This window comes from Dietzia natronolimnaea, assembly GCF_002289575.1.
In the GTDB taxonomy this organism is placed as follows: Bacteria; Actinomycetota; Actinomycetes; order Mycobacteriales; family Mycobacteriaceae; genus Dietzia; species Dietzia natronolimnaea_A.
This window is the reverse complement of record NZ_NTGA01000012.1, coordinates 1-22,737: the sequence shown is the minus strand read 5'-3', so window position 1 is coordinate 22,737 and position 22,737 is coordinate 1. Positions and strand designations below refer to the sequence as shown.

General features: G+C 71.0%; 21 protein-coding genes and 1 riboswitch. Of the genes, 16 read left to right on the top strand and 5 right to left on the bottom strand.

Translation table 11 applies throughout. The features are described from left to right. Positions 1-17: 17 nt before the first annotated feature. The 12 genes from CEY15_RS05940 (at position 18) to CEY15_RS05885 (ending at position 12,978) form a co-directional block, all read left to right on the top strand. Complete coding sequence (locus CEY15_RS05940) at positions 18-1,376, top strand: uracil-xanthine permease family protein (RefSeq protein ID WP_245847334.1); 1,359 nt, start codon at positions 18-20, stop codon at positions 1,374-1,376. Between the two features lie 62 nt (positions 1,377-1,438). Beyond that, entirely contained in the window at positions 1,439-2,464 is a 1,026-nt protein-coding gene (gene moaA, locus CEY15_RS05935) for a GTP 3',8-cyclase MoaA (protein ID WP_095717687.1), read from the top strand. 72 nt (positions 2,465-2,536) lie between these two features. Continuing rightward, positions 2,537-2,782 (top strand): hypothetical protein, encoded by a 246-nt coding sequence (locus tag CEY15_RS05930; RefSeq protein ID WP_017837615.1) that lies wholly within the window; start codon positions 2,537-2,539, stop codon positions 2,780-2,782. 3 nt (positions 2,783-2,785) lie between these two features. Continuing rightward, positions 2,786-3,592, top strand: a complete 807-nt coding sequence (locus tag CEY15_RS05925) for a molybdate ABC transporter substrate-binding protein (RefSeq protein ID WP_095717686.1) — start codon at positions 2,786-2,788, stop codon at positions 3,590-3,592. Between the two features lie 30 nt (positions 3,593-3,622). After that, positions 3,623-5,113: a cobyric acid synthase gene (locus tag CEY15_RS05920; protein WP_095717685.1), complete on the top strand. Its 1,491-nt coding sequence runs from the start codon at positions 3,623-3,625 to the stop codon at positions 5,111-5,113. Beyond that, on the top strand, positions 5,110-5,847 hold the full coding sequence (locus CEY15_RS05915) for a cobalt-precorrin-6A reductase (protein WP_095717684.1): 738 nt from the start codon (positions 5,110-5,112) through the stop codon (positions 5,845-5,847). Before CEY15_RS05920 ends, CEY15_RS05915 begins: the two co-directional genes overlap by 4 nt. Before the next feature lie 297 nt (positions 5,848-6,144). After that, complete coding sequence (locus CEY15_RS05910) at positions 6,145-6,924, top strand: ABC transporter ATP-binding protein (RefSeq protein ID WP_017837611.1); 780 nt, start codon at positions 6,145-6,147, stop codon at positions 6,922-6,924. Continuing rightward, complete coding sequence (locus tag CEY15_RS05905; RefSeq protein WP_017837610.1) at positions 6,921-7,730, top strand: ABC transporter ATP-binding protein; 810 nt, start codon at positions 6,921-6,923, stop codon at positions 7,728-7,730. Before CEY15_RS05910 ends, CEY15_RS05905 begins: the two co-directional genes overlap by 4 nt. After that, positions 7,730-9,565: an AMP-dependent synthetase/ligase gene (locus tag CEY15_RS05900; RefSeq protein ID WP_095717683.1), complete on the top strand. Its 1,836-nt coding sequence runs from the start codon at positions 7,730-7,732 to the stop codon at positions 9,563-9,565. The genes CEY15_RS05905 and CEY15_RS05900 overlap by 1 nt, the downstream gene beginning before the upstream one ends. Next, complete coding sequence (locus CEY15_RS05895) at positions 9,562-10,467, top strand: branched-chain amino acid ABC transporter permease (protein WP_017837608.1); 906 nt, start codon at positions 9,562-9,564, stop codon at positions 10,465-10,467. Before CEY15_RS05900 ends, CEY15_RS05895 begins: the two co-directional genes overlap by 4 nt. Continuing rightward, the gene (locus CEY15_RS05890; protein WP_095717682.1) at positions 10,464-11,648 is read left to right on the top strand and encodes a branched-chain amino acid ABC transporter permease; all 1,185 of its coding nucleotides are present in this window, start codon (positions 10,464-10,466) and stop codon (positions 11,646-11,648) included. The genes CEY15_RS05895 and CEY15_RS05890 overlap by 4 nt, the downstream gene beginning before the upstream one ends. A gap of 46 nt (positions 11,649-11,694) precedes the next feature. Beyond that, positions 11,695-12,978 (top strand): ABC transporter substrate-binding protein, encoded by a 1,284-nt coding sequence (locus CEY15_RS05885; RefSeq protein WP_095717681.1) that lies wholly within the window; start codon positions 11,695-11,697, stop codon positions 12,976-12,978. Here the strand turns inward: CEY15_RS05885 and CEY15_RS05880 are convergent. The 3 genes from CEY15_RS05880 to CEY15_RS05870 are packed head-to-tail and all read right to left on the bottom strand — an operon-like array spanning position 12,966 to position 17,262. Then, positions 12,966-14,459 (bottom strand): cobyrinate a,c-diamide synthase, encoded by a 1,494-nt coding sequence (locus CEY15_RS05880; protein ID WP_095717680.1) that lies wholly within the window; start codon positions 14,457-14,459, stop codon positions 12,966-12,968. The two genes, CEY15_RS05885 and CEY15_RS05880, sit on opposite strands and share 13 nt — an antisense overlap. Beyond that, positions 14,453-15,067, bottom strand: a complete 615-nt coding sequence (cobO, locus tag CEY15_RS05875; RefSeq protein ID WP_095717679.1) for a cob(I)yrinic acid a,c-diamide adenosyltransferase — start codon at positions 15,065-15,067, stop codon at positions 14,453-14,455. Before cobO ends, CEY15_RS05880 begins: the two co-directional genes overlap by 7 nt. Continuing rightward, a complete protein-coding gene (locus CEY15_RS05870) occupies positions 15,067-17,262 on the bottom strand; it encodes a VWA domain-containing protein (RefSeq protein ID WP_095717678.1) in 2,196 nt (731 codons plus the stop codon). Before CEY15_RS05870 ends, cobO begins: the two co-directional genes overlap by 1 nt. 23 nt (positions 17,263-17,285) lie before the next feature. Further along, a riboswitch (cobalamin riboswitch) is annotated at positions 17,286-17,472 on the bottom strand. A gap of 75 nt (positions 17,473-17,547) precedes the next feature. On the opposite strand from CEY15_RS05870, the gene cbiT reads away from it, so the two are divergent. The 3 genes from cbiT to CEY15_RS05855 are packed head-to-tail and all read left to right on the top strand — an operon-like array spanning position 17,548 to position 19,960. Continuing rightward, positions 17,548-18,792, top strand: coding sequence for a precorrin-6Y C5,15-methyltransferase (decarboxylating) subunit CbiT (cbiT, locus tag CEY15_RS05865; protein WP_095717677.1), 1,245 nt, complete (start codon positions 17,548-17,550; stop codon positions 18,790-18,792). Further along, positions 18,789-19,556, top strand: coding sequence for a cobalt-precorrin-4/precorrin-4 C(11)-methyltransferase (locus CEY15_RS05860; RefSeq protein ID WP_095717676.1), 768 nt, complete (start codon positions 18,789-18,791; stop codon positions 19,554-19,556). The genes cbiT and CEY15_RS05860 overlap by 4 nt, the downstream gene beginning before the upstream one ends. 53 nt (positions 19,557-19,609) lie before the next feature. After that, a complete protein-coding gene (locus tag CEY15_RS05855; protein WP_095717675.1) occupies positions 19,610-19,960 on the top strand; it encodes a hypothetical protein in 351 nt (116 codons plus the stop codon). Between the two features lie 22 nt (positions 19,961-19,982). Here CEY15_RS05855 and CEY15_RS05850 read toward each other — a convergent pair whose 3' ends face one another. Together CEY15_RS05850 and CEY15_RS05845 are read right to left on the bottom strand one after the other, a co-directional pair. Next, the gene (locus CEY15_RS05850) at positions 19,983-20,999 is read right to left on the bottom strand and encodes an esterase/lipase family protein (RefSeq protein WP_176475031.1); all 1,017 of its coding nucleotides are present in this window, start codon (positions 20,997-20,999) and stop codon (positions 19,983-19,985) included. A gap of 51 nt (positions 21,000-21,050) precedes the next feature. Next, positions 21,051-21,785, bottom strand: a complete 735-nt coding sequence (locus CEY15_RS05845; protein WP_095717673.1) for a TetR/AcrR family transcriptional regulator — start codon at positions 21,783-21,785, stop codon at positions 21,051-21,053. 115 nt (positions 21,786-21,900) lie between these two features. Between CEY15_RS05845 and CEY15_RS05840 the strand changes: the two genes are divergently transcribed. Next, on the top strand, positions 21,901-22,731 hold the full coding sequence (locus CEY15_RS05840; RefSeq protein ID WP_095717672.1) for a fumarylacetoacetate hydrolase family protein: 831 nt from the start codon (positions 21,901-21,903) through the stop codon (positions 22,729-22,731). Positions 22,732-22,737: the final 6 nt, after the last annotated feature.

The window sequence follows — 22,737 nt, the reverse complement described above, 5'->3', positions numbered from 1 at the left end:
GCGAGGTCGTGGCCCCCATGGAACGGTTGAGTTGGCCCCGGACCATCGGCATCGGCGCCCAGCACGTGGTGTCGATGTTCGGCGCGACGTTCGTCTTCCCCATCATCATGGGGCTCAACCCACAGCTCGCGATCCTCTTCTCCGGCGTGTGCACGCTGCTGTTCCTGGCGATCGTCAAGGGGCAGGTGCCCAGCTACCTGGGCACCTCGGTGGCGTTTGTCGGGGCGGTCGCGGCGATCCGCGCGCAGGGCGGCACCAGCGCGGAGGTCACCGGCGCGATGCTGGTCGCGGGTGCGACCCTCGCCGTCGTCGGGATCGTCGTCCACGTGGTGGGCGGACGCGTGGTCACCGCCGTGCTGCCCCCGGTCGTCACCGGGGCCGTGGTGATGCTGCTGGGCTTCAACCTGGCGCCCGTGGTGGCCGAGACCTACTGGCCGCAGGACCAGTGGGTGGCATTGACGGTGATGATCGCGCTGATCCTCATGACCGTGGGGCTCAGGGGCTTCGCCGGCCGGATCGCGATCTTCCTCGCGCTGATCTTCGGGTATGTCCTGTCGTGGGTCCTCGACCTGGTGACCGGGCCCATCACCTCGTTCAACGCCACCGCCGGTGAGGTGACCGAGCACCTGCGGGTGGACTGGTCGGGAGTGTGGGACGCGCCGTGGCTCGGGCTGCCGCCCATGACCGACGAGGCCGCGGGCGTGGTGGGGATCCACGCCCCGGACTTCTCGCTCGCGTTCGTGCTGCTCATCGTCCCCGGGATCATCGCCCTGATCGCCGAGAACGCCGGGCACGTCAAGGCGATCGGCGAGATCACGCGCACCGAGACCGACGGCCTGATGGGCCGCGCCCTGGCCGCCGACGGTGCGGGCACGGTCCTGGCCACCTCGTTCGGCGGATCGGCGACGACGACGTACGCCGAGAACATCGGGGTGATGGCCGCGACCAAGGTCTACTCCACCGCCGCATATGTGGTGGCCGCCCTGACCGCCATCCTCCTGGGGTGTTCGCCCAAGCTTGGTGCGGTGATCTCGGCGACGCCCGGCGGGGTGTTGGGCGGGATCACGGTGGTCCTCTACGGCATGATCGGCCTGCTCGGTGCCAAGATCTGGAAGGAGAACCGGGTCGACTTCGGCAACCCGCTCAACCTGGTCCCGGTGGCGGCGGGCGTGGTGATCGCCGTGGGCGACACGACCCTGGTCGTGACGGACGACTTCCAGCTCGGTGGGATCGCGCTCGGCACCCTCGTGGTGGTGCTGGGGTACCACCTCGCCCGGGTGATCGCCCCGCAGCTCGCGGCGCAGGCCGAGCGCGACGAGATCCACGAACTCACCCTGCTCGGACCGAACCCCGAGGTGGAGGTGCCGGAGAGGTAGGCGGCGGGGCGACGCTCACGCGCCTACACTCGACCCGGACGGCCGGCAGAGCGGAGGTGCGCGTGACCACGAACCGACCTGCCACGCCGGTACTCATCGACACCTTCGGCCGCACCGCGCGAGACCTGCGCGTGTCGCTGACGGAGAAGTGCTCCCTGCGGTGCACGTACTGCATGCCGGAGGAGGGGCTGCCCCCCATCCCCGACGCCGCGCGGATGACGGGCGAGGAGGTGATCCGGCTGGTCACGCTCGCGCACCACGAACTCGGGGTGCGCGAGGTGCGCTTCACCGGTGGGGAACCGCTGATGCGGCAGGACCTCGAGCAGATCATCGCCGGCACCCGGGCGGCGTGCCCGGACCTGCCGATCGCCCTGACCAGTAACGGTGTCGGTCTCGAGCACCGGGTGGGTGCGCTGGTCGACGCCGGGCTCGACCGGATCAACATCTCCCTGGACACGGTCAACCGGCTGGAGTTCGCCGAGCTCACCCGCCGCGATCGGCTGCCGTCGGTCCTGCGCGGGGTGCGTGCTGCGGTCGAGGCGGGACTCGACCCGGTCAAGGTCAACGCGGTGCCCATGCGCGCGACCCTGCCAGGGGCTCCTGACCTGCTGGAATGGGCTCTGGACGAGGGCGTGCAGTTGCGGTTCATCGAGGAGATGCCGCTCGACGCCGACAACACCTGGTCCCGGGTGGAGATGGTCACCGCGCAGGAGTTGCTCGAGGTGCTGGGCACGCGATTCGACCTCGTCCCCGCCGGCCGCGAGGATCCGTCCGCTCCGGCCGAGTTGTGGGAGGTGGCCGGGCGTTCGGTGGCCGGGTCGCCCGCACACGTCGGGGTGATCGCCACCGTCACCCGGAACTTCTGCGCGGCCTGCGACCGGACGAGGCTGACGGCGGAGGGCACCGTGAGGTCCTGTCTGTTCAGCGACGACGAGACCGACGTCCTGGGCGTCCTGCGCTCCGGCGCGAAGGACGCGGAGGTCGCGGAGGTCTGGCGCGGGGCGATGTGGGGCAAGCAGGCCGGTCACGGCATCGGCGGGACGGCGTTCCACCGGCCGCGCAGGTCGATGGGCGCGATAGGTGGATGACGAGTCAATTAAATGGTGGTGACCCGCCCCGCGACAGCGGCTAGAGTCGACTCCGTGGGCAGGACATCCAGAATGATCACCGTGGGCTACTACGCGGCGGCCGAGGACGCGGCAGGCACGGCGCGCGAGCGACTCCTCACGGACGCGATCACCCTCGGGGAACTGGCCCGAGAGGTCTGCGAACGCCACGGCGAGCCGCTGGCCAGCATCGTCACGGTCTCGTCCTTCCTCATCGGCGAGGAGACCACCCGCGACCCCCACGCGTCGATCGATGGGGTCTCCGCGGTCGACGTCCTGCCCCCGTTCGCCGGGGGGTGACCGGTGCGACGGCGTTCGGGGATCGTGCTGGGCGTCGCACTGATGTGTTCCGGCGTCGCCTGTGCGACCGAGGAGCCTGAGGCCACCACGGTCGTCTCGCTCGGCGTCGCGGCCACCCCGACATTGTCCGAGGCCTTCGTCGATCTGATCCGCATCTTCGAGGACGAGAACCCCGGGGTCCGGGTCGATCTCGAGCTGGGGTGGTCGGACGAGATCGCCAGGAGTCTGCCCGAGCGGACGGACCTCAACGTCTTCGCCTCGGCGAGCGAGGAGGCCATGGAGCTGGCCGTGGACGGGGGCGCGGCCGTGGGGCCGCAGGTCTTCGCCCGCAACCACGTGGTGGTGGCGGTCCCGTCCGGGAACCCCGCCGGCGTCCGCGGGATGAGCGACCTGGCGCGTCCGGACCTGCGGATCGGGTTGTGCGAGGTGGACACCCCGTGTGGGAAGGCGACCGACAATCTGCTCGCCGCCTGGATGGTGGAGCCCGTGGACGCCATCCGGGAGCCCGGCGGGTCCCGGGCTCTCACCGCCAGGCTCGCGGACGGTGGGGTGGATGTGGGGATCGTCTACCGGACCGACGTGGCGGGGTCGAACGGGTGGGTGTCGCCGGTGGAGGTGGACGGTCGTGAACGCGACCTGATGAGGTCCGCGGGCACCACCCGGTACATCCTCGCCCGCGTACCCGGTGGGGAGAGCGGCCCGGGAGGCGAGGCGGAGCGTGTCGCGGCCGACCGGTTCCGCGAGCTGGTGACCTCGGATCGCGGCCGCCGAGCACTCGAGGGGGCCGGGCTGGAACCGCTGCCGGAGTGACCCGGAGGGGCGCGGCTAGGATCGATCCCCATGGCAGCCTCCCTCCTCGTCGCCGGCACCACGTCGGATGCCGGGAAGAGCGTGGTGGTCACGGCGCTGTGCCGGGCGTTCGCCCGGCGGGGCGTCACGGTCGCGCCGTTCAAGGCGCAGAACATGTCCAACAACTCGATGGTCGTCCCGGGGCCGGCCGGGTTCGGGGAGATCGGGCGCGCGCAATGGATCCAGGCTCTCGCGGCCCGCGCCGAGCCCGAGGTGGCGATGAACCCGGTCCTGCTCAAACCGGGCGGTGACCGGCGTAGCCACGTGGTGGTGATGGGCCGACCCGCCGGCACCGTCTCGTCCCGGGACTTCGTCGACGGTCGCGCGCACCTGGCCACCGCCGCCCACTCCGCCTACGACGAGCTGGCCGACCGTGTCGACCTGGTGCTGTGCGAGGGCGCCGGGAGCCCCGCGGAGATCAATCTGCGCGCCGGCGACTACGTCAACATGGGGTTGGCGCGCCACGCCGACATGCCGGTGATCGTGGTGGGCGACATCGACCGCGGTGGGGTGTTCGCCTCGATGTACGGCACGGTGGCGCTCCTGGAGCCGGCCGACCAGCGGCTCGTCGCAGGGTTCGTCGTCAACAAGTTCCGCGGTGACCCGTCCCTCCTCGGACCCGGACTGGACCGCTTCGCCGGGCTCACCGGCCGGCCGGTCCACGGCGTGCTGCCCTGGAGCCCCGACGTGTGGTTGGACTCCGAGGATGCCCTCGACATCGGCGGTCGCCGCGCCGACGGTCGCCGGGCGTTGCGGGTCGCCGTGATCCGGCTGCCCCGGATCAGCAACTTCACCGATGTCGACGCCCTGGGGCTGGAGCCGGACGTCGACGTGGAGTTCGTCACCGATCCCCGCAGCGTGCGGGGTGCGGACCTGGTGGTCCTGCCCGGCACGCGCGCGACGATCGACGACCTGGCCTGGCTTCGCGCCCGGGGCCTGGACCGCGCGGTGATCGACCACGCCCGCGCCGGGGGATCGGTGTTCGGGATCTGCGGTGGCTTCCAGATGCTCGGGCGCCTCGTCCGGGACCCGCAGGGAGTGGAGGGGCCCGAGGGCGCAGAGGTCGACGGGCTGGGGCTGCTGGACGTGGAGACGGAGTTCGGGCCGGAGAAGATCCTCCGGCTGCCCACCGGGACGGCGCTCGGCCACGATGCGGCCGGGTACGAGATCCACCACGGGCGGATCGCGCCCGGAGACGACGAGGAGTTCCTCGGCGGCGCGAGACGCGACGGTGTGGCGGGCACCATGTGGCACGGGAGCCTGGAGTCCGACGGGTTCCGTCAGGCCTATCTGGCCGAGGTGGCGTCGCGCGTGGGTCGCACCCGCGAACCCTCAGGTGTGGACTTCGCGGCCGCGCGCGAACGACGTCTGGATCTGCTGGGTGATCTGGCGGAGGAGCACCTCGATCTGGACGCCCTGCTGCAGCTGGCCCGCCAGGGTGCGCCGGAGATGCCGTTCCTGCCGCCGGGGGCGGGGCGGTGATCCTCGTCCTGGGCGGGACCGCCGAGGCCCGCGAGTTGGCGGTACTGCTGCAGGATGCGGGTCTCGAGTTCTGCTCGTCCCTGGCCGGGCGGGTGGCCCGGCCGAGGCTCCCGGTGGGCCGGGTCCGGGTCGGCGGGTTCGGCGGGGTCGAGGGGCTCCGTGACCACCTACGGGCCGCCGAGGTGCGAGCGGTCGTGGACGCCACCCACCCCTTCGCCTCCGGCATCTCCGCCAATGCGGCCGCCGCGTGCTCCGAGGCCGACGTGCCCCTGCTCCGGCTCGAGCGGCCGGGCTGGTCGGCGGCGCCCGGCGCTGACCTGTGGCACTGGGTGTCGGGTCACGACGAGGCGGCGTCGACCTCGGCGGAATTGGGCCGGCGCCCGTTCCTGACGATCGGTCGACAGTCGTTGGGGCGCTTCACCGGCCCACTCGCCACCCACGAGGCGCTCGTGAGGGTCGTGGATCCACCGGAGGTCGCGCTTCCCCCACGCTGGAGGGTGGTGCTGAACAGGGGCCCGTACTCGGTCGAGGACGAGCGGCGGGTGTTCGCCGAGCACGCGGCGGACGTGCTGGTGACCAAGGACTCCGGCGGATCCTTCACGTGGTCCAAGATGGCGGTCGCCGACGAGCTCGGGGTCCCGGTGGTGGTGGTCCGCCGCCCGGGAGTCACGCGGGGTGTGGCGCGCGAGGACACCGCCGACGCCGCCTCGGAGTGGGTTCGGGCACTGACCTGACGGCCTCCGATCCCGGCCCGTAACTCGCACCGGACAGGTGTAGAGAAGACGGTTGCTGTGCGTTGGCGCGGTCGAGAGCTCCGCGACTGTGGCCGCCGCCGGCCGGATCGGCGCAGTTCAGGGCTGTTGAGCCGAGCGTCCGCACGCTCCGTAGCACGGCTCCGGTGCCCCGCGCAGGGACTTCGCGCGGAGAGCGCGAACCGAGAACATGATCAGAGAAATCGGCCCATAACCAGGAAACCTGAGCGGTCTGGCAATAGTGTGGTCTGCATCACACCTGGAGGTCGAGTGTTATCAGTGCGCAATCTGGAAGTCGTCTACGACGACGCCATGTTGGTCATCAGGGGCGCGAGTTTCGACGTGCCGGACGGTCACATCGTGGCGTTGTTGGGTGCGAACGGAGCCGGGAAATCGACGCTGCTGCGCAGCCTCTCCGGCCTGCTCGATGTCCACAACGGGGCCATCACCAAGGGGTCGGTGACGCTCGACGGTGAGGACATCGGAGCCCTCAGCGCGCCGGCGATCGCGCGCCACGGGGTCAAGCACGTCCTCGAGGGTCGCCGGATCTTCAAGGAGTTCTCGGTGGAGGAGAATCTGCGCATCGGTGCGCACGTCAAGCGTCGCCACGTCCGCGAGGGGATGACCCGGGTCTACGACCTGTTCCCCGTGCTCCACGAGCGCCGGTCGCGGGTCGCCGGCTACCTCTCCGGTGGCGAGCAGCAGATGCTGGCGATCGGCCGGGCGCTCATGTCCGCACCCCGCTATCTCCTGCTGGACGAGCCGAGCCTGGGACTGGCTCCCAAGATGGTGGAGCAGATCCGCGACATCATCGTCGAGATCAACTCGCAGGGGACCGGCGTGCTGCTGGTCGAGCAGAACGCGGCGATGGCGCTGTCGATCGCCCGGCACGGGTACGTCGTCGAGACCGGTCGCGTCGTCATGGACGGGCCCGCGGGGGACCTGCTCGACAACGACGACATCCGCGAGTTCTACCTGGGCGCCCGGTCGGAATCCGACCAGGTCAAGTCCTACCGGGACGTCAAACAGTACCGGCGCCGCAAGAGGTGGGCCTCATGACGGATTCGTCTACCCACACCCCTGTCGTTGAGTTCTCGGATGTGAGTCTGTCCTTCGGGAACCTCAAGGCGATCAACGGCGTCGACTTCACCGTCAACCCGGACGAGCTCTTCGCGATCATCGGTCCCAACGGCGCCGGGAAGACCAGCATCTTCAACGTGCTCTCGGGCGTGTACCGACCCCAGCAGGGATCGGTGAAGCTCAACGGCCACCAGCTCCTCGGGATGCGCCCACACAAGATCGCCCGCCTGGGGGTCGCCCGGACGTTCCAGAACGTCGAGCTGTTCGCCAACCTCACCCTGGTCGACAACCTCATGCTCGGCCGACACGTCAAGTTCCGGTACGGCACGCTCGCCGCGATCGCCTGGGTGGGCAGGGCCAGACGTCAGGAGGAGTTCCACCGCGCCGCGGTCGAGGAGATCATCGACCTGTTGGAACTCCAGGCCTGGCGCAAGCTGCCGGTGGGGCTGTTGCCCTACGGCATCCAGAAGCGCATCGAGCTCGGTCGGGCCCTGGCCATGGAACCCGAGATCCTCCTCCTGGACGAGCCCGTGGCCGGGATGAACCTCGAGGAGACCGAGGACACCGCACGGTTCCTGCTGTCGATCCGCCAGGAGTTCAAGACCCCCATGATCCTCGTCGAGCACGACATGAGCCTCGTCATGGACATCGCCGACCGCGTCCTTGCCATCGACTTCGGCGCCCCTCTGGCCCTCGGCACCCCCGCCGAGGTCCAGAGTCACCCGGCCGTGGTGGAGGCCTACCTGGGCGGACAGGCCGCCCCCGCGGACGGAGGAGGGCACTGATGAGCACCACCACTCTGGCCACGAGGGTCCGGGACAACGCCGCCGCCCACCCCGGTGACGTGGCGCTGCGGAGGAAGTCCCGGGGCGTCTGGCAACCCACCACGTGGGCGCAGTACTGGGAGCAGATCCAGGACGTCGCGCACGCACTGGTCTACCTGGGCATCGACCCACAGGACCGGGTCGCGATCCACAGCGAGAACCGACCCGAGTGGCTGATCTGCGACATCGCGGCCGTGGCCGTCCGCGCCGTCAGCGTGGGCGTCTACCCGACCAACCCGAGCGCCGAGGTCGGCTATCTGTTGGAGAACAGCCAGGTCAAGCTGCTGGTGGCCGAGGATCAGGAGCAGGTCGACAAGGCCCTGGCCGTCTCCGACCAGTGTCCCGACCTCACCCACATCGTGTACCTGGAGCCGCGCGGGATCCGGGGGCACTACCGGGACGAGCGCCTGATCTTCTGGGACGACTTCCTGGCGCTCGGGCGCGAGCACCGTCAGAAGGATCCGGAGGCGGTGGCCCGGCGGATGGAGCAGGCACGACCTGACGACCTGATCACCCTCGTCTACACCTCCGGGTCGACCGGCCCGCCCAAGGGCGCCATGCTCACCACGGCCAACGTCGAGTTCGCCATCGACACCGTCATGACCCGCGGTGGGACGTCCGATCCGCCACCCGGGCCGTCCGACTACGTGTTGACCTACCTCCCGCTGTCCCACGTCGCCGAGCGCTTCTTCACCACGTGGATGAGCTGCGCCAGCCGACTCCAGGTGACCTTCGCCGAGTCCATCGACACGGTGCCGCAGAACCTGCAGGAGGTGCAGCCCACCCTGGTGATGGGTGTCCCGCGGATCTGGGAGAAGCTCCTGGCCTCCGCCCAGATCCGTCTGGAGGACGCCACGTGGCTCAAGCGGAAGTGGTCGGCGTTCTGGCTCGCCCGGGCCGAGCGGATCGGTGACGCGCTGGTCTCCAACGGTGGCAGGCACACGGCGTCGAGCCGGGCGTGGTACCTGGTGGGCTGGGTCTGCATGTACCGGGCACTGAGGGTCAGGACGGGACTGCGATACGCGCGGTACGCCGTCTCCGGGGCCGCGCCGATCGCCCCCGAGGTGCTGAAGTTCTTCATGGGGATCGGCGTGCCGATGCACGAGCTCTACGGCATGACCGAGAACTCCGCGATCGCCACGACCAACAAGCCCGGCCGGGTCAAGCTCGGGACCGTCGGTGAACCCCATGAGGGCACGGAGCTGAGGATCGACGACGCCACGGGCGAGATCCTGGTGCGGAGTCCGGCGGTCTTCGCCGGATACTGGCGCAACCCGGAGAAGACCGCCGAGACCATCGACGCCGAGGGCTGGCTGCACACCGGGGACGTGGGCGAATGGGTCGACGGGACCCACGTCAAGATCACCGACCGGATGAAGGACATCATCATCACCGCCGGTGGCAAGAACGTCTCGCCCTCGGAGGTCGAGAACGCCCTCAAGGTGTCCCCCTACATCAAGGAGGCCCTCGTGATCGGCGACGGCCGCAGGTACCTCACCGCGCTCATCGGGATCGAACTCGACACCGTCGGTGACTGGGCCACCCGCAAACGGATTGCCTACACCACCTACCGCGACCTGACGGAGAAACCCGAGGTCCGCGAGCTGGTGCAGGGGGTCGTCGACACCGCCAACGAGAGGTTCAACGCCGTGGAGCAGGTCAAGGCGTTCGCGCTGCTGCCCAAGGAACTCGATCACGACGAGGGTGAGCTGACCGCAACCCAGAAGGTCAAGCGCTCCGCGGTGACGGGGATGTTCGCGGACCTGGTCGACGAGCTGTACGAGGGGGCACGATGACCCAGTTCCTCAGCGCCCTGAGCGTCGGACTCGGTTCGGGCGCCATCTACGCACTCGTCGCGATCGGCTTCGTCATGATCTTCAAGGCCACCGGCGTCATCAGTTTCGCGCAGCCCGCGTTCCTCATGTCCGGAGCGATCATCGTCAGCTTCCTCGCGCCGGTGATGGGGTTCTACGTCGGGGCGATCCTCGGGGTGATCGCCATCGGCGTGATCGCCCTGCTGGTCGAGCGGGCCGCGATCCGCCCGATGGTCGGGAAGGCGGTGTTCATCGTCGCGATCATCACCGTGGGGTTGGACATCGTCATCCGGACCGTCGCGGGGATGTTCCTCGGTACCCAACCGCGCTCGGTCGGGGACCCGTGGGGGACCGACGTCTCGGTGATCGGCGGCGTCATCGTCCAGCACCGGCACGTGGCGGCGTTCGTCACCGCCGCCGTGATCGTCGTCGCCCTTCTGTTGTTCTTCCGGTACTCCTCGGTGGGCCTGGCGATGCGGGCGGTCGCCTCCGACCAGGAGGCGGCGATGGCCCAGGGCGTCAGCGCCAGTGCGATCTTCGCCCTGTCCTGGGCGATGGCCGGGGCCCTGGCCGCCCTCGCGGGGATCTTCGCCGCGACCGGCGGACCGATCGGCAACACGCTGTGGCTGGTGGCGCTCATCGCGCTGCCCGCGATCGTCATCGGCGGATTCGACTCGATAGGCGGCGCGATCATCGGCGGCCTGACCATCGGCATCGCCCAGGCCATGGTCTCGACCTATCACAACCAGTGGTTCGACGGCAGCGGCGTCATGCCCGAACTCACCACGAACCTGGGTCCGCTGATGCCCTGGATCATCATGCTGGTCGTGCTGCTGGTCAGACCCCATGGACTGTTCGGCACCAAGGAGGTGGAACGGGTATGAGCACACTCGTATCGGAGGCGGGGCCGTCGGGATCCTCGACGCCGCGGACCGCGACCGGGAGACGGGCCGGGTTCTTCGGCGGTCCCCGCGGGCGGCCGGAGCTGTACTCCAGCTACCGGCAGGAGCAGGCGCTGTTCAACACGCGGGCCAAGGCGCTGGGCGCCGCGGTGCTCCTCGTCGTGGCCGTCCTCCTGCCACTCAACGTCAGCGACGACGTGTTGCGGATCCTCGGGCTCGGGCTGGTCCTGGCCATCGGCGGCATCGGGCTCAACCTGATCACCGGCTACGCGGGGCAGATCTCGCTCGGGCACGCCTTCTTCGTGGGGGTCGGCGCCTACACCGCCTCGGTGGTGGCCGGGAATCCCGAGGGTCGCGCACTGGGCCTGGGGATCACCTTCATCCCGGCGTGGATCCTCGCCGCGGGCGCGATGGCCGCGCTCTGCGGGGTGATCGTGGCGCCGCTGGCCACCAGGTTGCGGGGGCTGTACCTCGCGGTGGTGACGCTGGGCCTGGTCTTTCTGGGCACGTACATCTTCACCGAGTGGGGGAGCGTCACCGGCGGTCAGGGAGTCGGACGTGAGGCCCCCCGGCCGATCCTGTTCGGTGACGACCTCACCCTCGACAGCGCGTTCACCTCGGACCAGAAGCTGTACTGGTTCTTTCTCGCACTGCTGCTGATCGGGGCGCTCGCGGCCCGGAACATCGTGCGGTCGCGGGTCGGCCGCGCCTTCGGGGCCATCCGCGACCGTGACATCGCGGCCGGCGTCATGGGCGTCGACCTCGCGCGTTACAAACTCATCGCGTTCACGGTCTCCTCCTTCTACGCGGGCGTGTGCGGTTCGCTGCTGTTCGTCGCCAACCGACACTTCGGGCCCGAGCAGTTCGGGTTGATCATGTCGATCCAGTTCGTCGCCATCGTCTTCATCGGCGGGGCCGCGACGATCTCCGGAACGATCATGGGCGCCCTGCTGATCGCGTCGCTGCCCCGGATCTCCTCCGAGATGGCGCACTTCGTCCCCTACATCTCCACGGCACCCAACGTCAGCCCGAACATCTACGAGGTCGAGGCGATCCTGTACGGCGGCCTCATCGTGGCGTTCCTGTTGTTCGAGCCACGCGGCCTGTTCGGCATATGGCTGCGGGTGCGGATGTATTGGAAGAGCTTCCCCTTCACCTATTGATCTCACCCACGTCTGATCTCACCCATCGAACACCGAGGAGAACACCATGAAGTCCAAGACGCTACGCAGCGGGGTGGCCGGCCTGGCGGCCATCGCTCTGGTCCTGTCGGGGTGTGGCCGCGACGACGACTCCGACACCGAGGTCGCCGGGATCACCGAGGAACCGTGTCCGAACGCGGTCGACGAGTCGAACGGCTGCATCTACCTGGGGGCGATCACCGACCTGACGGGACCGTTCTCCCCGATCGGCGCCCCGATGATCGAGGGCGCACAGGCCTATTGGCAGAACGTCAACGAGAACGGGGGCATCGACGGCTACGAGGTCGACATGGTGACCCACGTCCGGGACAGCGGGTACAACGAGACCACCCACTCCCAGGAGTACCGGGAGATCAGGGATCAGATCCTGGTGCTGGCGCACTCGCTGGGAACCGCCCACACCAACGGCATCCTCGACGACACCCGGCAGCAGAACATCCTCGCGGTCCCCGCCTCGCTGGGATCGAACTGGCTCTTCGAGGACGGCGTGCTGGAGTTCGGCACCAGCTACTGCGCCGAGGCGATGAACATGGTCGACTACGCCGTCGACGAGCTCGACGCGACGAGCGTCGGCATGGTGCACTTCCCCGGTGACTACGGCGACGACGCCGCCAACGGCGCGGAGATCGCCGCTGAGGAGCGCGACGTCGAGTTCACCCGGTACACCACGGCTCCCGGCGGCACCGACGAGCAGACCGCGGTGATCCAGCGCATCCTGGCCGACCGTCCGGACGTCGTCCTGCTCGCGACCAGCGCGATCGAGACCGGCGCCATCGTGGGCGCGACCGTCGCTCAGGGGTACGAGGGCCAGTTCATCGGATCCACCCCCACCTGGAGCGCGGGGCTGATGGGGAGCCAGGCGGCCCCCGCGCTGGAGGCCCGCTACCGTAGCGCCGCCACTGTCGCGCCGTGGGGATTCGACTCCGAGGGCCACAACGAGATGCGGGAGTTCGCCGAGTCCATCGGCGCGGAGCCCAACGACTGGTTCGTGCTGGGATGGGCCGCCCAGTCCGTCATCCGCGGCCTGCTCCAGCAGGCCATCGAGAACGACGACCTCACCCGGGCCGGGGTCTTCGAGACCGCCGACCAGCTGACCGGGTTGGACACCGACGGCATGTTCGCCGAGGGCGCCGGCGACTACTCGGGCGAGGTCAACGAGCACGCGTCGCGTTCCACGATCTTCAACCGGATCGAGGCGGGCAGCCCGACGGGTCTGGTCCTGGAGGAGGAGTGGTACGAGGGTCCGACCGCGGCCGACTTCGAGTTCACCGAGGCGTGCTACCTCATGTGACCGTGCACGATCTGATCACCTGATGCCGGCCGCCCGTCGACCCCCGTCGACGAGCGGCCGGCTCGGGCGTCTCGGGCGACGCGCGCGACCACGGCCGCGAACCTCGCGGCCAGCGCGGGGTGCCCGGCCCAGTGGGTGTGCAGGTATGACGCGTGCAGGGTGGGGGTCGCGAAGCCTTCGACGCTGTCCCCCCACGTCCACGCCGCCGCCGCTCCGAAGCCCGGGGTGACGGTGGTGCGGTGGAACTCGTGGGCGGTGACCTCGGTTCCCGCCGCGGTGAGGAGGTTCGTCGACCCCGCGGTGACGCGGCGGTAGCCCAACGTGAGGCGCGGGGACATGGCCGCGTCCGCCGGCACGGCGCCGATCATCGGGGCGCCGTCGAGGGTGCGACAGAGGTAGAGCAGTCCGGCGCACTCGGCCACGGTGGGCACGCCGGCACCGAGGGCGGTGCGCAGCGCCGCGAGCATGGGACGGTTGGCGGCCAGCCCCGCCGCGTGCACCTCCGGGAACCCGCCGCCGAGGTAGACGCCGGCGGTCCCCTCGGGCAGGGCGGAGTCGGCGAGGGGGTCGAAGACGGCGACGTCGCATCCCGCGGCGTCGAGCAACTCGACGGTCTCGGCGTAGCGGAAGGTGAAGGCGCGGCCCCCCGCCACGGCGACGACCGGACGACGCGGACCGGACAGCGACAGCGCCGGCGGTCCCGAGTCGGGCAGGCCACCCACCAGCGCCTCCTCCGCGGACCAGGTCGGCCCCGACAGTGGCGGTGCCGTGTGTGCCAGACGCATCACCGCGTCCAGGTCCACCGAGGCGGCGAGGCGATCCGCGAGGTGGTCGAGGCTGCCGGCCGCCCCCGGTCGCTCGGCCGCGGGGACCAGGCCGAGGTGGCGGGACGGGGCGGTGACCTCGTCGTCCCGGCTCAGCACCCCGAGCACGGGGATCCCCAGTGGCTCGAGGGCGCGGCGCACCTCGTCCGAGTGCCGGACGGAGCCGGCCTTGTTGAGGATCACGCCGCCGATCCGGACGGACGGATCGAATGTCGCCATCCCCAGCACCACGGCCGCGATGCTGCGCGAGGCGTGGGAGATGTCCACCACCAGCAGGACCGGGGTGTCGGTGAGGCCGGCGACGTGGGCGGTGGAGGAGAAGCCGTCGCCCCCGATCTGGCCGTCGTACAGGCCCATCACGCCCTCGATCACGGCGACGGCGGCCGGCCGCGGCGCGGCCTGCGCGCCGTGCAGCAGCAGGGGGACGATTCTGTCCTCGCCGACCAGGTGCGGATCGAGGTTGCGGCCCGGTCGTCCGGTGGCGAGCTCGTGGTAACCCGGGTCGATGTAGTCGGGTCCCACCTTGTGGCCCGAGACCGTCAGACCCCTGCGCCGCAGGGCCGCCATGAGCCCTGTCGCGACGGTGGTCTTGCCGTGACCCGACGCCGGAGCGGCCACCACGAGCCGGGGCAGGTCGGTGCGCGATCCGGTCACCATTCGATTCCCCTCTGCCCCTTCTGGCCGGCGTCCATCGGGTGTTTGACCTTGGTCATCTCGGTGACCAGGTCGGCGGCCGCGACCAGCCGGGGGTCGGCGTCGCGGCCGGTGATCACCACGTGCTGGCGACCGGGCCGCGAGGTCAGTGTCTCCACCACGTCCTCGACGTCCACCCAACCCCACTTCATGGGATAGGTGAACTCGTCGAGCAGGTAGAGGTCGTGACGCTCGTCGGTCAGCCGGCGCTTGATCTCCGCCCAGCCCTCCGCGGCGTCCGCGGCGTGGTCCTCCTCGGTGCCGTCCTTGCGCGACCACGACCAGCCGGAGCCCATCTTGTGCCACTCGACGGGCCCGCCCTCGCCGGTCTCGGCGTGCAGGCGGGCGAGCCGCTCCATGACCGTCTGCTCGCCGATGCGCCACTTGGCGGACTTGACGAACTGGAACACCCCGATGTCCCATCCCTGGTTCCAGGCGCGCATGGCCAGGCCGAACGCGGCCGTCGACTTCCCCTTGCCGGGCCCGGTGTGGACCATGATCAGGGGCTTGTTGCGGCGTTGCCGGGTGCTCAGCCCGTCGTCGGGCACGCGGGTCGGTTGTCCCTGCGGCATCAGGCCACCTCTCCCTCTGGGTGTGCGGGGCTCTGACGCGCGGCCGTACGGGTGCGGACGGTGTGGGTCAGTCCCTCGGCCGTCACCTCGCCCAGCGGGATGTGTTCGGCGCCCAGGTGGGCGGCGAGCTCGGAGGCCAGGCCCATGCGGAACCGGCCGCTCTCGCAGTCCACCACCACCGACGCCACACCGAGGGAGGCCAGCCCGGCCGCCGCGGCGCGGGACCGGGCCAGGGCGTCCGGGCCGTGGGTGGCGCGGCCGTCGGTGACGACGACGACGAGGGGTCGCCGCTGCGGATCGCGGACCCTCTCGACGCGGAGGAGCTCGGCGGCGGTGAGCAGCCCCTCCGCCAGTGGGGTTCGGCCCCCGGCGGGTAGCTCGGCCAGGCGGGCGGCGGCCACGTCCACCGAGGAGGTGGGCGGCAGGGCGACCTGCGCACCGGACCCGCGGAAGGTCACCAGCCCCACCGTGTCGCGGCGGCGGTAGGCGTCCAGCAGCAGGGAGAGGATGGCGGTCTTGACCTGCTCCATTCGGGTGCGCGCGGCCATGGATCCGGAGGCGTCCACGCAGAACAGCACCAGGTTGGCCTCTCGTCCCTCGCGCACCGCCGAGCGTAGGTCGCGGGCGGACAGCACCAGTCGCCCGCCGTCGAGTCCTGCCCCGCGCCCCCGCGCGGCCTGCCGGGGCGCGGCGGCGCGGATGGTCGCGGGCAGGTGGACGTCGGACCCGGTGAACCCGGTCGAGCCGGTGCGGCGGCCGGTCGTGGTGATCGCGCGGGACCGTCGGCCCGAGACGCCGTGGCCGGTCCCGGCGACGGTCAGCAGCCGCGTGCGGTACGGGTCCGAGCCCGCCGTGACCGTCCCCGGTTCGGTCGAGGCGCCGCCCGGTCGTCGCTCTGCGCCGGTATCCGCCCCGGCATCGGTGCCGGTGTCAGGGCTCGGTTCGTCCTGGGCCGCATCCGACTCGGCGCGTCCGCAGTCCTCCGCGGAAGCGGAGGGGTCGGCGTGCTCGGCGGAGGCGCCCGACCCGGCGTCCTGCCCGCCGGTCGTGTCGTTGCCGGCGGTGTCGTTCCCGGCGGTGTCGACGTCCCCTGCCGCGCCGTCCGCGCCGGGATTGTCGTCCCCGGCCGGGGCTTTTGCCTGGGGGTCGGGCTCGGTGTCGAGATCGGGATCGGGGTCGGGCTCGTCATCGTCGCCCAGCAGGCGGTCGAGGAGATCCTCGTCGAGACCCGGGGCGTCGAACGGTGCGCGGCGACGGCGGTGGGGCAGCGCCATGCGCGCGGCCACGCGGATGTCGTCGCGGGTGATCCGGTCCCGCCCCTCCCAGGCGGCGTGGGCGGCGGCCGTGCGCGCGGTGACGATGTCGGCGCGCATGCCGTCGACGTCGAAGCCCGCGCACACGGTGGCGATCTTCGTGAGCGCCCAGTCGGTCAGTTCGATGCCGCCCACGCGCGCCCGGGCGGCGACGATCCGCTCCCGCAAGGCCACTTCCTCCGCCGCGAAGGTGGCACAGAAGCCCTCCGGGTCGGAGTCGAAGGCTACCCGGCGGCGGACCACCTCGGCCCGCAACTCCGCCTCCCGCGGGGCGGACACCTCGACGGTGAGGCCGAAGCGGTCGAGCAGCTGGGGCCGGAGCTCACCTTCCTCGGGGTTCATGGTGCCGATCAGCACGAAGCGGGCGGCGTGCTCGACCGACACCCCGTCGCGCTCGACCGTCACCCGGCCCATGGCGGCGGCGTCGAGGAGCTGGTCCACCACGTGGTCGTGGAGCAGGTTGACCTCGTCCACGTACAGCAGTCCGCGGTGCGCACGGGCCAGTAGGCCGGGCTCGAAGGCGGTGACTCCCTCGCTCAGCGCCTTCTCCAGGTGCAGCGAGCCGGCGATGCGGTCCTCGGTCGCGCCGATCGGCAGTTCGACCAGCCGGACCGGCCGGAGCTCGGTGGGCGCGTCCAGGGGGATCGGGCCGTCGGGGGTGTCGGTGCCACGGTCGGCGGGCGCGCTGGAGAACCTGTCGCCGGCCACCACCTCGATCTGCGGCAGGATCCCGGCGAGCGCACGCACCATCGTGGACTTGGCGGTGCCCTTCTCGCCGCGGATCAACACACCGCCAGCCGACGGCGACACCGCGTTCAACAGCAGGGCCAGCGCCATGTCGTCGGAACCGACGACGGCGCTGAAGGGGTAGTGCAGTGGCATGGGGGCTCCCGCTCTCGTCTGCCAGTTCAGGTCAGCGCGAGGCCGGTCTCCGGACTTCCCGGCTCATCCCGGGCGCTCGCGCGGGGCGCGATCGCCTGAGAGGCCGGGTTACCGTAGCGGGCCCTGTGCCGGATTCTCACCGGCTTCCCTGATTCTCCCCTCCGCACCGCCCGGGGCGGGTCGTGGGGCACCTCGTGCTGTGGGGTGTAGTTGTCTCTTCAAGGGCGAGGCTACCCAGCGTCCTCGCGTTCCGGGTGGTCGGGCCGGGCGGTAGGGTTCCGCGTCATGAACGGGCGGGTGGTCGTGGTGGGGATCGGCGGTGACGGCTGGGGCGGTCTCGACGAGGCCCGCCGCCGCGCGGTCCTGGGCGCCGACGTCCTGCTGGGCGGGGAGCGGCACCTGGCGATGCTCCCGAATGAGGCGGTGGCCGAGTGCGTGCCGTGGCCCCGGCCGCTGCGGTCCGGGCTGGTCGATGTTCTCGAGCGGTGGTCCGGACGATCGATCGTGGCGCTGGCCTCGGGGGACCCGCTGGTCGCCGGGGTGGCCACGACGTTGATCGACCTGCTCGGCCCGGAGTCGGTGGAGGTGCTCCCGGCGGTGTCCTCGGAGGCGCTGGCCCGCGCCCGGATGAGGTGGCCGGCCGAGACGGTGGCGGTACTGCGCGACCACCGGGCCCTCGTGCGCGAACTGGCCCCGGGACGGCGACTGCTGGTCCTCTCCGAGGATCGCCACACCCCTTCTGTGGTCGCCGGGGTGCTGACCGGTGCGGGGTTCGGGCAGAGCGCGCTGACCATGCTGTCGGATCTGGGGAGCCCGGACGAGGCGCGGATGGTGTGCCGCGCGGACGAGTGGCCGGCCGGCCGGGAGGCGCCGCAGCTGCACGTGCTGGCCGTGGAGAGTGTGGCCGGGCCCACCGCACGCCCACTGGGACTCGCCCCCGGGCTGCCCGACGACGCCTTCGAGAGCGACGGCCAACTCACCCGCCGCGACCTGCGCGCCTCCGCGCTCTCCCGGCTCGCCCCCGCTCCGGGTGAGGTGTTGTGGGACGTGGGCGCCGGCGCCGGATCGGTGGGGATCGAGTGGATGCGGGCCCACCCGTCCTGCCGCACCGTGTCCGTCGAGGCCGATGCCGGGCGGGCGGCGCGGGTGGAGCGGAACGCCGCCCGGCTGGGGGTGCCCGGTCTGGAGGTCGTTCACGGACGCGCGCCCGAGGCACTCGACGGGCTCCCTCGCCCTGACGCGGTATTCGTGGGCGGCGGGGGGACCGCGCCCGGGCTGCTGCGGAAGTGTTGGGAGGCGCTGCGTCCCGGCGGCAGGCTGGTCGCCCACGCGGTGACCATCGAGACCGAGCGAGTGCTCGTCGACGCCCGCGCCGAGTTCGGCGGCGAGCTCGTACGGTTCCACGTGGAACACGCCGACTCGATCGGCACCTTCACCGGCTGGGCCCCCGCGCGGGCCGTGGTGCAGTGGTGCGCGACCAAACCGTTCGCCGCCGTGGGTGAACGTCGGGAGACAGGGGAGACCTCGTGACCGTGCACTTCGTGGGCGCCGGCCCCGGCGCCGCCGACCTGCTCACGCTGCGCGCGGCATCGGCTCTGGCCGCCGCCGACGTCTGTCTGTACGCGGGCACCTACCTGGACGACGGCGTGCTCGACCACTGCCGATCAGGCGCGCGGCTGGTGGACACCCAGCACCTGGACCTCGACGGGATCATCGCCGAGATCGTCGCCGCCCACGCCGAGGGGCTCGAGGTGGTGCGGTTGTGCTCAGGTGACCCGTCGCTGTACTCGGCCCTGGCCGAGCAGACCCGGCGACTCGACGCGGCGGGCGTGCCCTGGGACGTGGTGCCCGGCGTCCCGGCCTACGCGGCGGCCGCCGCCGAGCTGGGGGTGGAGCTGACCGTGCCCGAGGTGGTCCAGTCCGTCGTCCTGACCCGGGTCCAGGCCCGGTCGACGGCGATGCCGTCGTCTGAATCGTTGGAGAGCTTCGCCGCCACCGGGGCGACGCTGGTGCTGCACCTGGCGATCACCCGGATCCGCGAGCTCGCCGAGCGGCTGGTGCCCACGCACGGCGCGGACTGCCCGGTGGCCGTGGTGGCCGATGCGAGCCGACCGCACCGCGTCGAGCTGCGGGGAACGCTCGCGGACATCGCTGACGCCGTCGAGGCCGCCGGGCTGCGGCAGGCCGCGGTGATCCTGGTGGGCCGGGCGCTGATCCGGCCGGGGGAGGCGGAGTCCTGGCTGTATGCCTCGGACCCGGAGAGGGCGTCGAAGCGGCGGCGGGTGACGGGGTAGCTCGCACGGCGGTGGACGAGTGCCGCCGGCACGGAGTGGCTAGCGTAGGCGCCATGGTCTGGATCTGGACGTTCGCCGTGGTGATGGTGGTACTCGTCGGCGCGGCCGTCCTGCCCCGGCGAGCCGAGCAGCCCCGTCAGGGGTTCCCGTGGTTCTGGCTGTCGTTCCCGACCGCGGTGCTTCTGGTGGCCGCGTCGCTCTACATGTGGCTGCCGACCATCACGTGGACCGGTGGACTGCTGACGTACATGCCTCTGACGAACAAGTCCGCCTTCATGGGCATCGCGGGCCCTGAGTTCTACTGGAGGACGCAGATGGTGCACGTCGGGGCATGGGCGCTCCCGGTGCTCGCCCTGACCGCGGTGGGGCTGTCGGTGTGGGCGTGGAGGCGCGGGCGCGTGTGAGTGGCTCACGATCGGGAACAGATCAGGCCTTTCCGCGCGGCGGCACGGCCCCGAGTGCGCCGAGGATCGGGGTGGTGGGCCAGCACCGGGGGGTGACGGCGGCCTCCGGGTCGAGGGCGTTGAGCATCAGGTCGAGGGTCTGGGGGTCGGCGTAGAGCGCAGCGTGGTCGGCCCCGTTCTGCGCACAGGTGTCCTGGAGCACGTGGGTGGTGACGCCCGGATGGTCGCCCTCGGGGAAGCTCATCGCGGGCGGGACCAGGCCGTCGTACGCGGAGGCGATGAGGGTGTACCGGGTGCCCGGGTCGAACGGGGTGCCTCCCGCGAAGAGGAGGCGGCCGGTCGGCGAGTGTTCGTTGATGTCGAGCATCGCGGGGAAGGGCATGGGAAGCGGACCGTCGGGCAGGCCCCGCGACGACTCGGCGGCCATACCCTCCAGGTCCACCATGGGCGAGAGGGATGCCAGGCCCGGGAGCCCCGCCTCCGCGGTCCCGCCGGCGAACCCGCCCAGCGAGACCACCGTCCCGATCCTGCCCGGGCGGGTGACCTTGGACAGGTGCATCCCCACGGTCACTCCCTGCGAATGGCCCACCATGTCTGCCTGCTCGGCTCCGGTGGCCGCGAGGACGCCGTCGAGGTACGCGGTCATCTCGGCGACGTGGTCCGACATCCGTAAAGCACCGCCGATTCCGGGGAACAGGGGTGTCGCGCCGTACGTGGGTGAGAAGACGCAGTAGCCCTCGTTGAGGAGGGACGGCGCGACGGTCCCCCAGTTGTTGACCCCGTTGGCGCCGGTGCCGTGCAGGAGGATGACCGGGCGCGGGTGCTCTGCGGTGGGGCGGCACGACCAGTCGTCGACTCCCGGCCACGGCTGACCCGGGTTGGTGAGTTGATGGACACCGCCCGCCTCGGCCGTATACGAGATCGGCTGGGCGGGACGGGTGGCGGGGTCGGACGCCGATGCCACCGGGGCGCTGACCAGCGCCAGGGCTGTCGAGGCCACCGCCGTCAGGAGGGGGAGGGTGACACGGAATCGAGGCACTGAGCATCTCTCGGACGGCGCCGCTGGGCGCGGAATGTGACGACTGTCACTCTAGTCCGGCTGGTCCCTGCCGCCGGACGAAATGCTCTCTGCTCCCGGCCCCGGGCGGGTGGCCACGGCCGCGAGGGCGGCGTCGACGGCGAGGCCCGGATCCAGAACGGCGGCGCTCCTCGCCGCCGCGGAACCCACCTCGACGAGCCAGTCCACGAGGTGGTCGACGGGCAGGCGGCACCCGGTCCGTACCCAGTTCAACGAGGCCTCGTCCGCGGCCGCGATGATGGTTCGGCCGACGAGTTGGACGGTGTCGTCGTCGACGTCGACGCCGGCAAGCTCGGCCATCATCTCGAGTGCTCTGGCGCGTCCTGCCTGCGAGGCTTCCAGTACGTCCGCGTCCGGTGAGCGTCCCCCGGCGATGAGCCGCTGGGCGAGCTCCGGGTGATCGGCGACGTAGCACAGGTGCGCACGGAGGCCGGCTCGGATCGCGTCGGCGGGGTCGGCTCCGGCACCCGCGGCGAAGGCCGAGTCCATGTTCTCCACGAACCTGTCGAGGACCGCTCGGTACAGCCCCTGCTTCGACCCGAAGTGGTGGAAGACCAGGCCGTGCGCGACGCCTGCTCGCCGAGCGATCTCGGAGACCGTCACCGCGCTGTACTCGCGTTCGGCGAACGTCTCGGCGGCCGCGTCGAGGACGCGACCGCGCGTGGCGACCTTGCGCTCGGCTCGTGACATCGAGGCGGTGGTGCCGTCGGGGGTGCCCTCGGGGCGCGATCCGGCATCGCTTTTCACGCCCCCGAGTGTACGAGAGGGGTCTGCCGCTCAGGATTATTGACCGATAGTCATTGACTGACAGTCAACCGAATCGGTAGCGTCCGCGGCATCGGGTTCGACATGGAGGAGACACATGGCCGTCAGACTGATCCGGTTCGTCGCCGAGGAGGCGACGCACTGGGGCATCGTCAAGGGTGACGAGGTCACCGCTCTGGAAGGCGTCTATGCGACCACCGGGGAGGTGCTGGAGCGCGGCGCCGCGGAGTGGCGGGACGGCCTCGACCGACCGCCGACGCATCAGCTGTCCGCCGTGACGGTGGTGTCGCCGGCGACCACCCCGTGTCGGGTGATCTGCCAGGGCGCGAACTATCGACAACACGCCATCGAGTCGGGCATGGACCCCGACAACCGCGCGTTCAATCTGTTCTTCGACAAGACCGACGCGTCGGTGGCCGGGCCGTTCGACCCGGTCACCCGCCCCGACCATGTGCGCCTGCTCGACTACGAGATCGAGTTGGGGTTGGTGATCGGTGCGACCATCGACCGGCCGGTCACCCTCACCGACGACGACCTTCCCCGCTATGTCGCCGCCCTCACGATCGGCAACGACATCTCGGCCCGCGACGTCCAGCTACCGCAGGGACAGTACTTCAAGGGCAAGAGCTACCGCGGATTCTGTCCGCTCGGCCCCGAGCTCCTCGTCCTCGAGGAGGACGATTACGCGCTTCTCGACGATCTGACCCTGGAGTTGAGGGTGAACGACGAGGTCAGGCAGTTGGATTCGACGTCGAACTTCTTGTATCGACCCGCCGAGACGCTGAGCGAGCTGAGCACGTTCTGCAACCTGTCGCCCGGAGACGTCGTCCTGACCGGCACGCCGCACGGGACCGCCGCGAAGTCGCCCCACCCGCTGATCAGGCGCCTGGCCACCGCGCTGCTAGTAGTGCCCCATAGAGTGGTGTAACTCGGT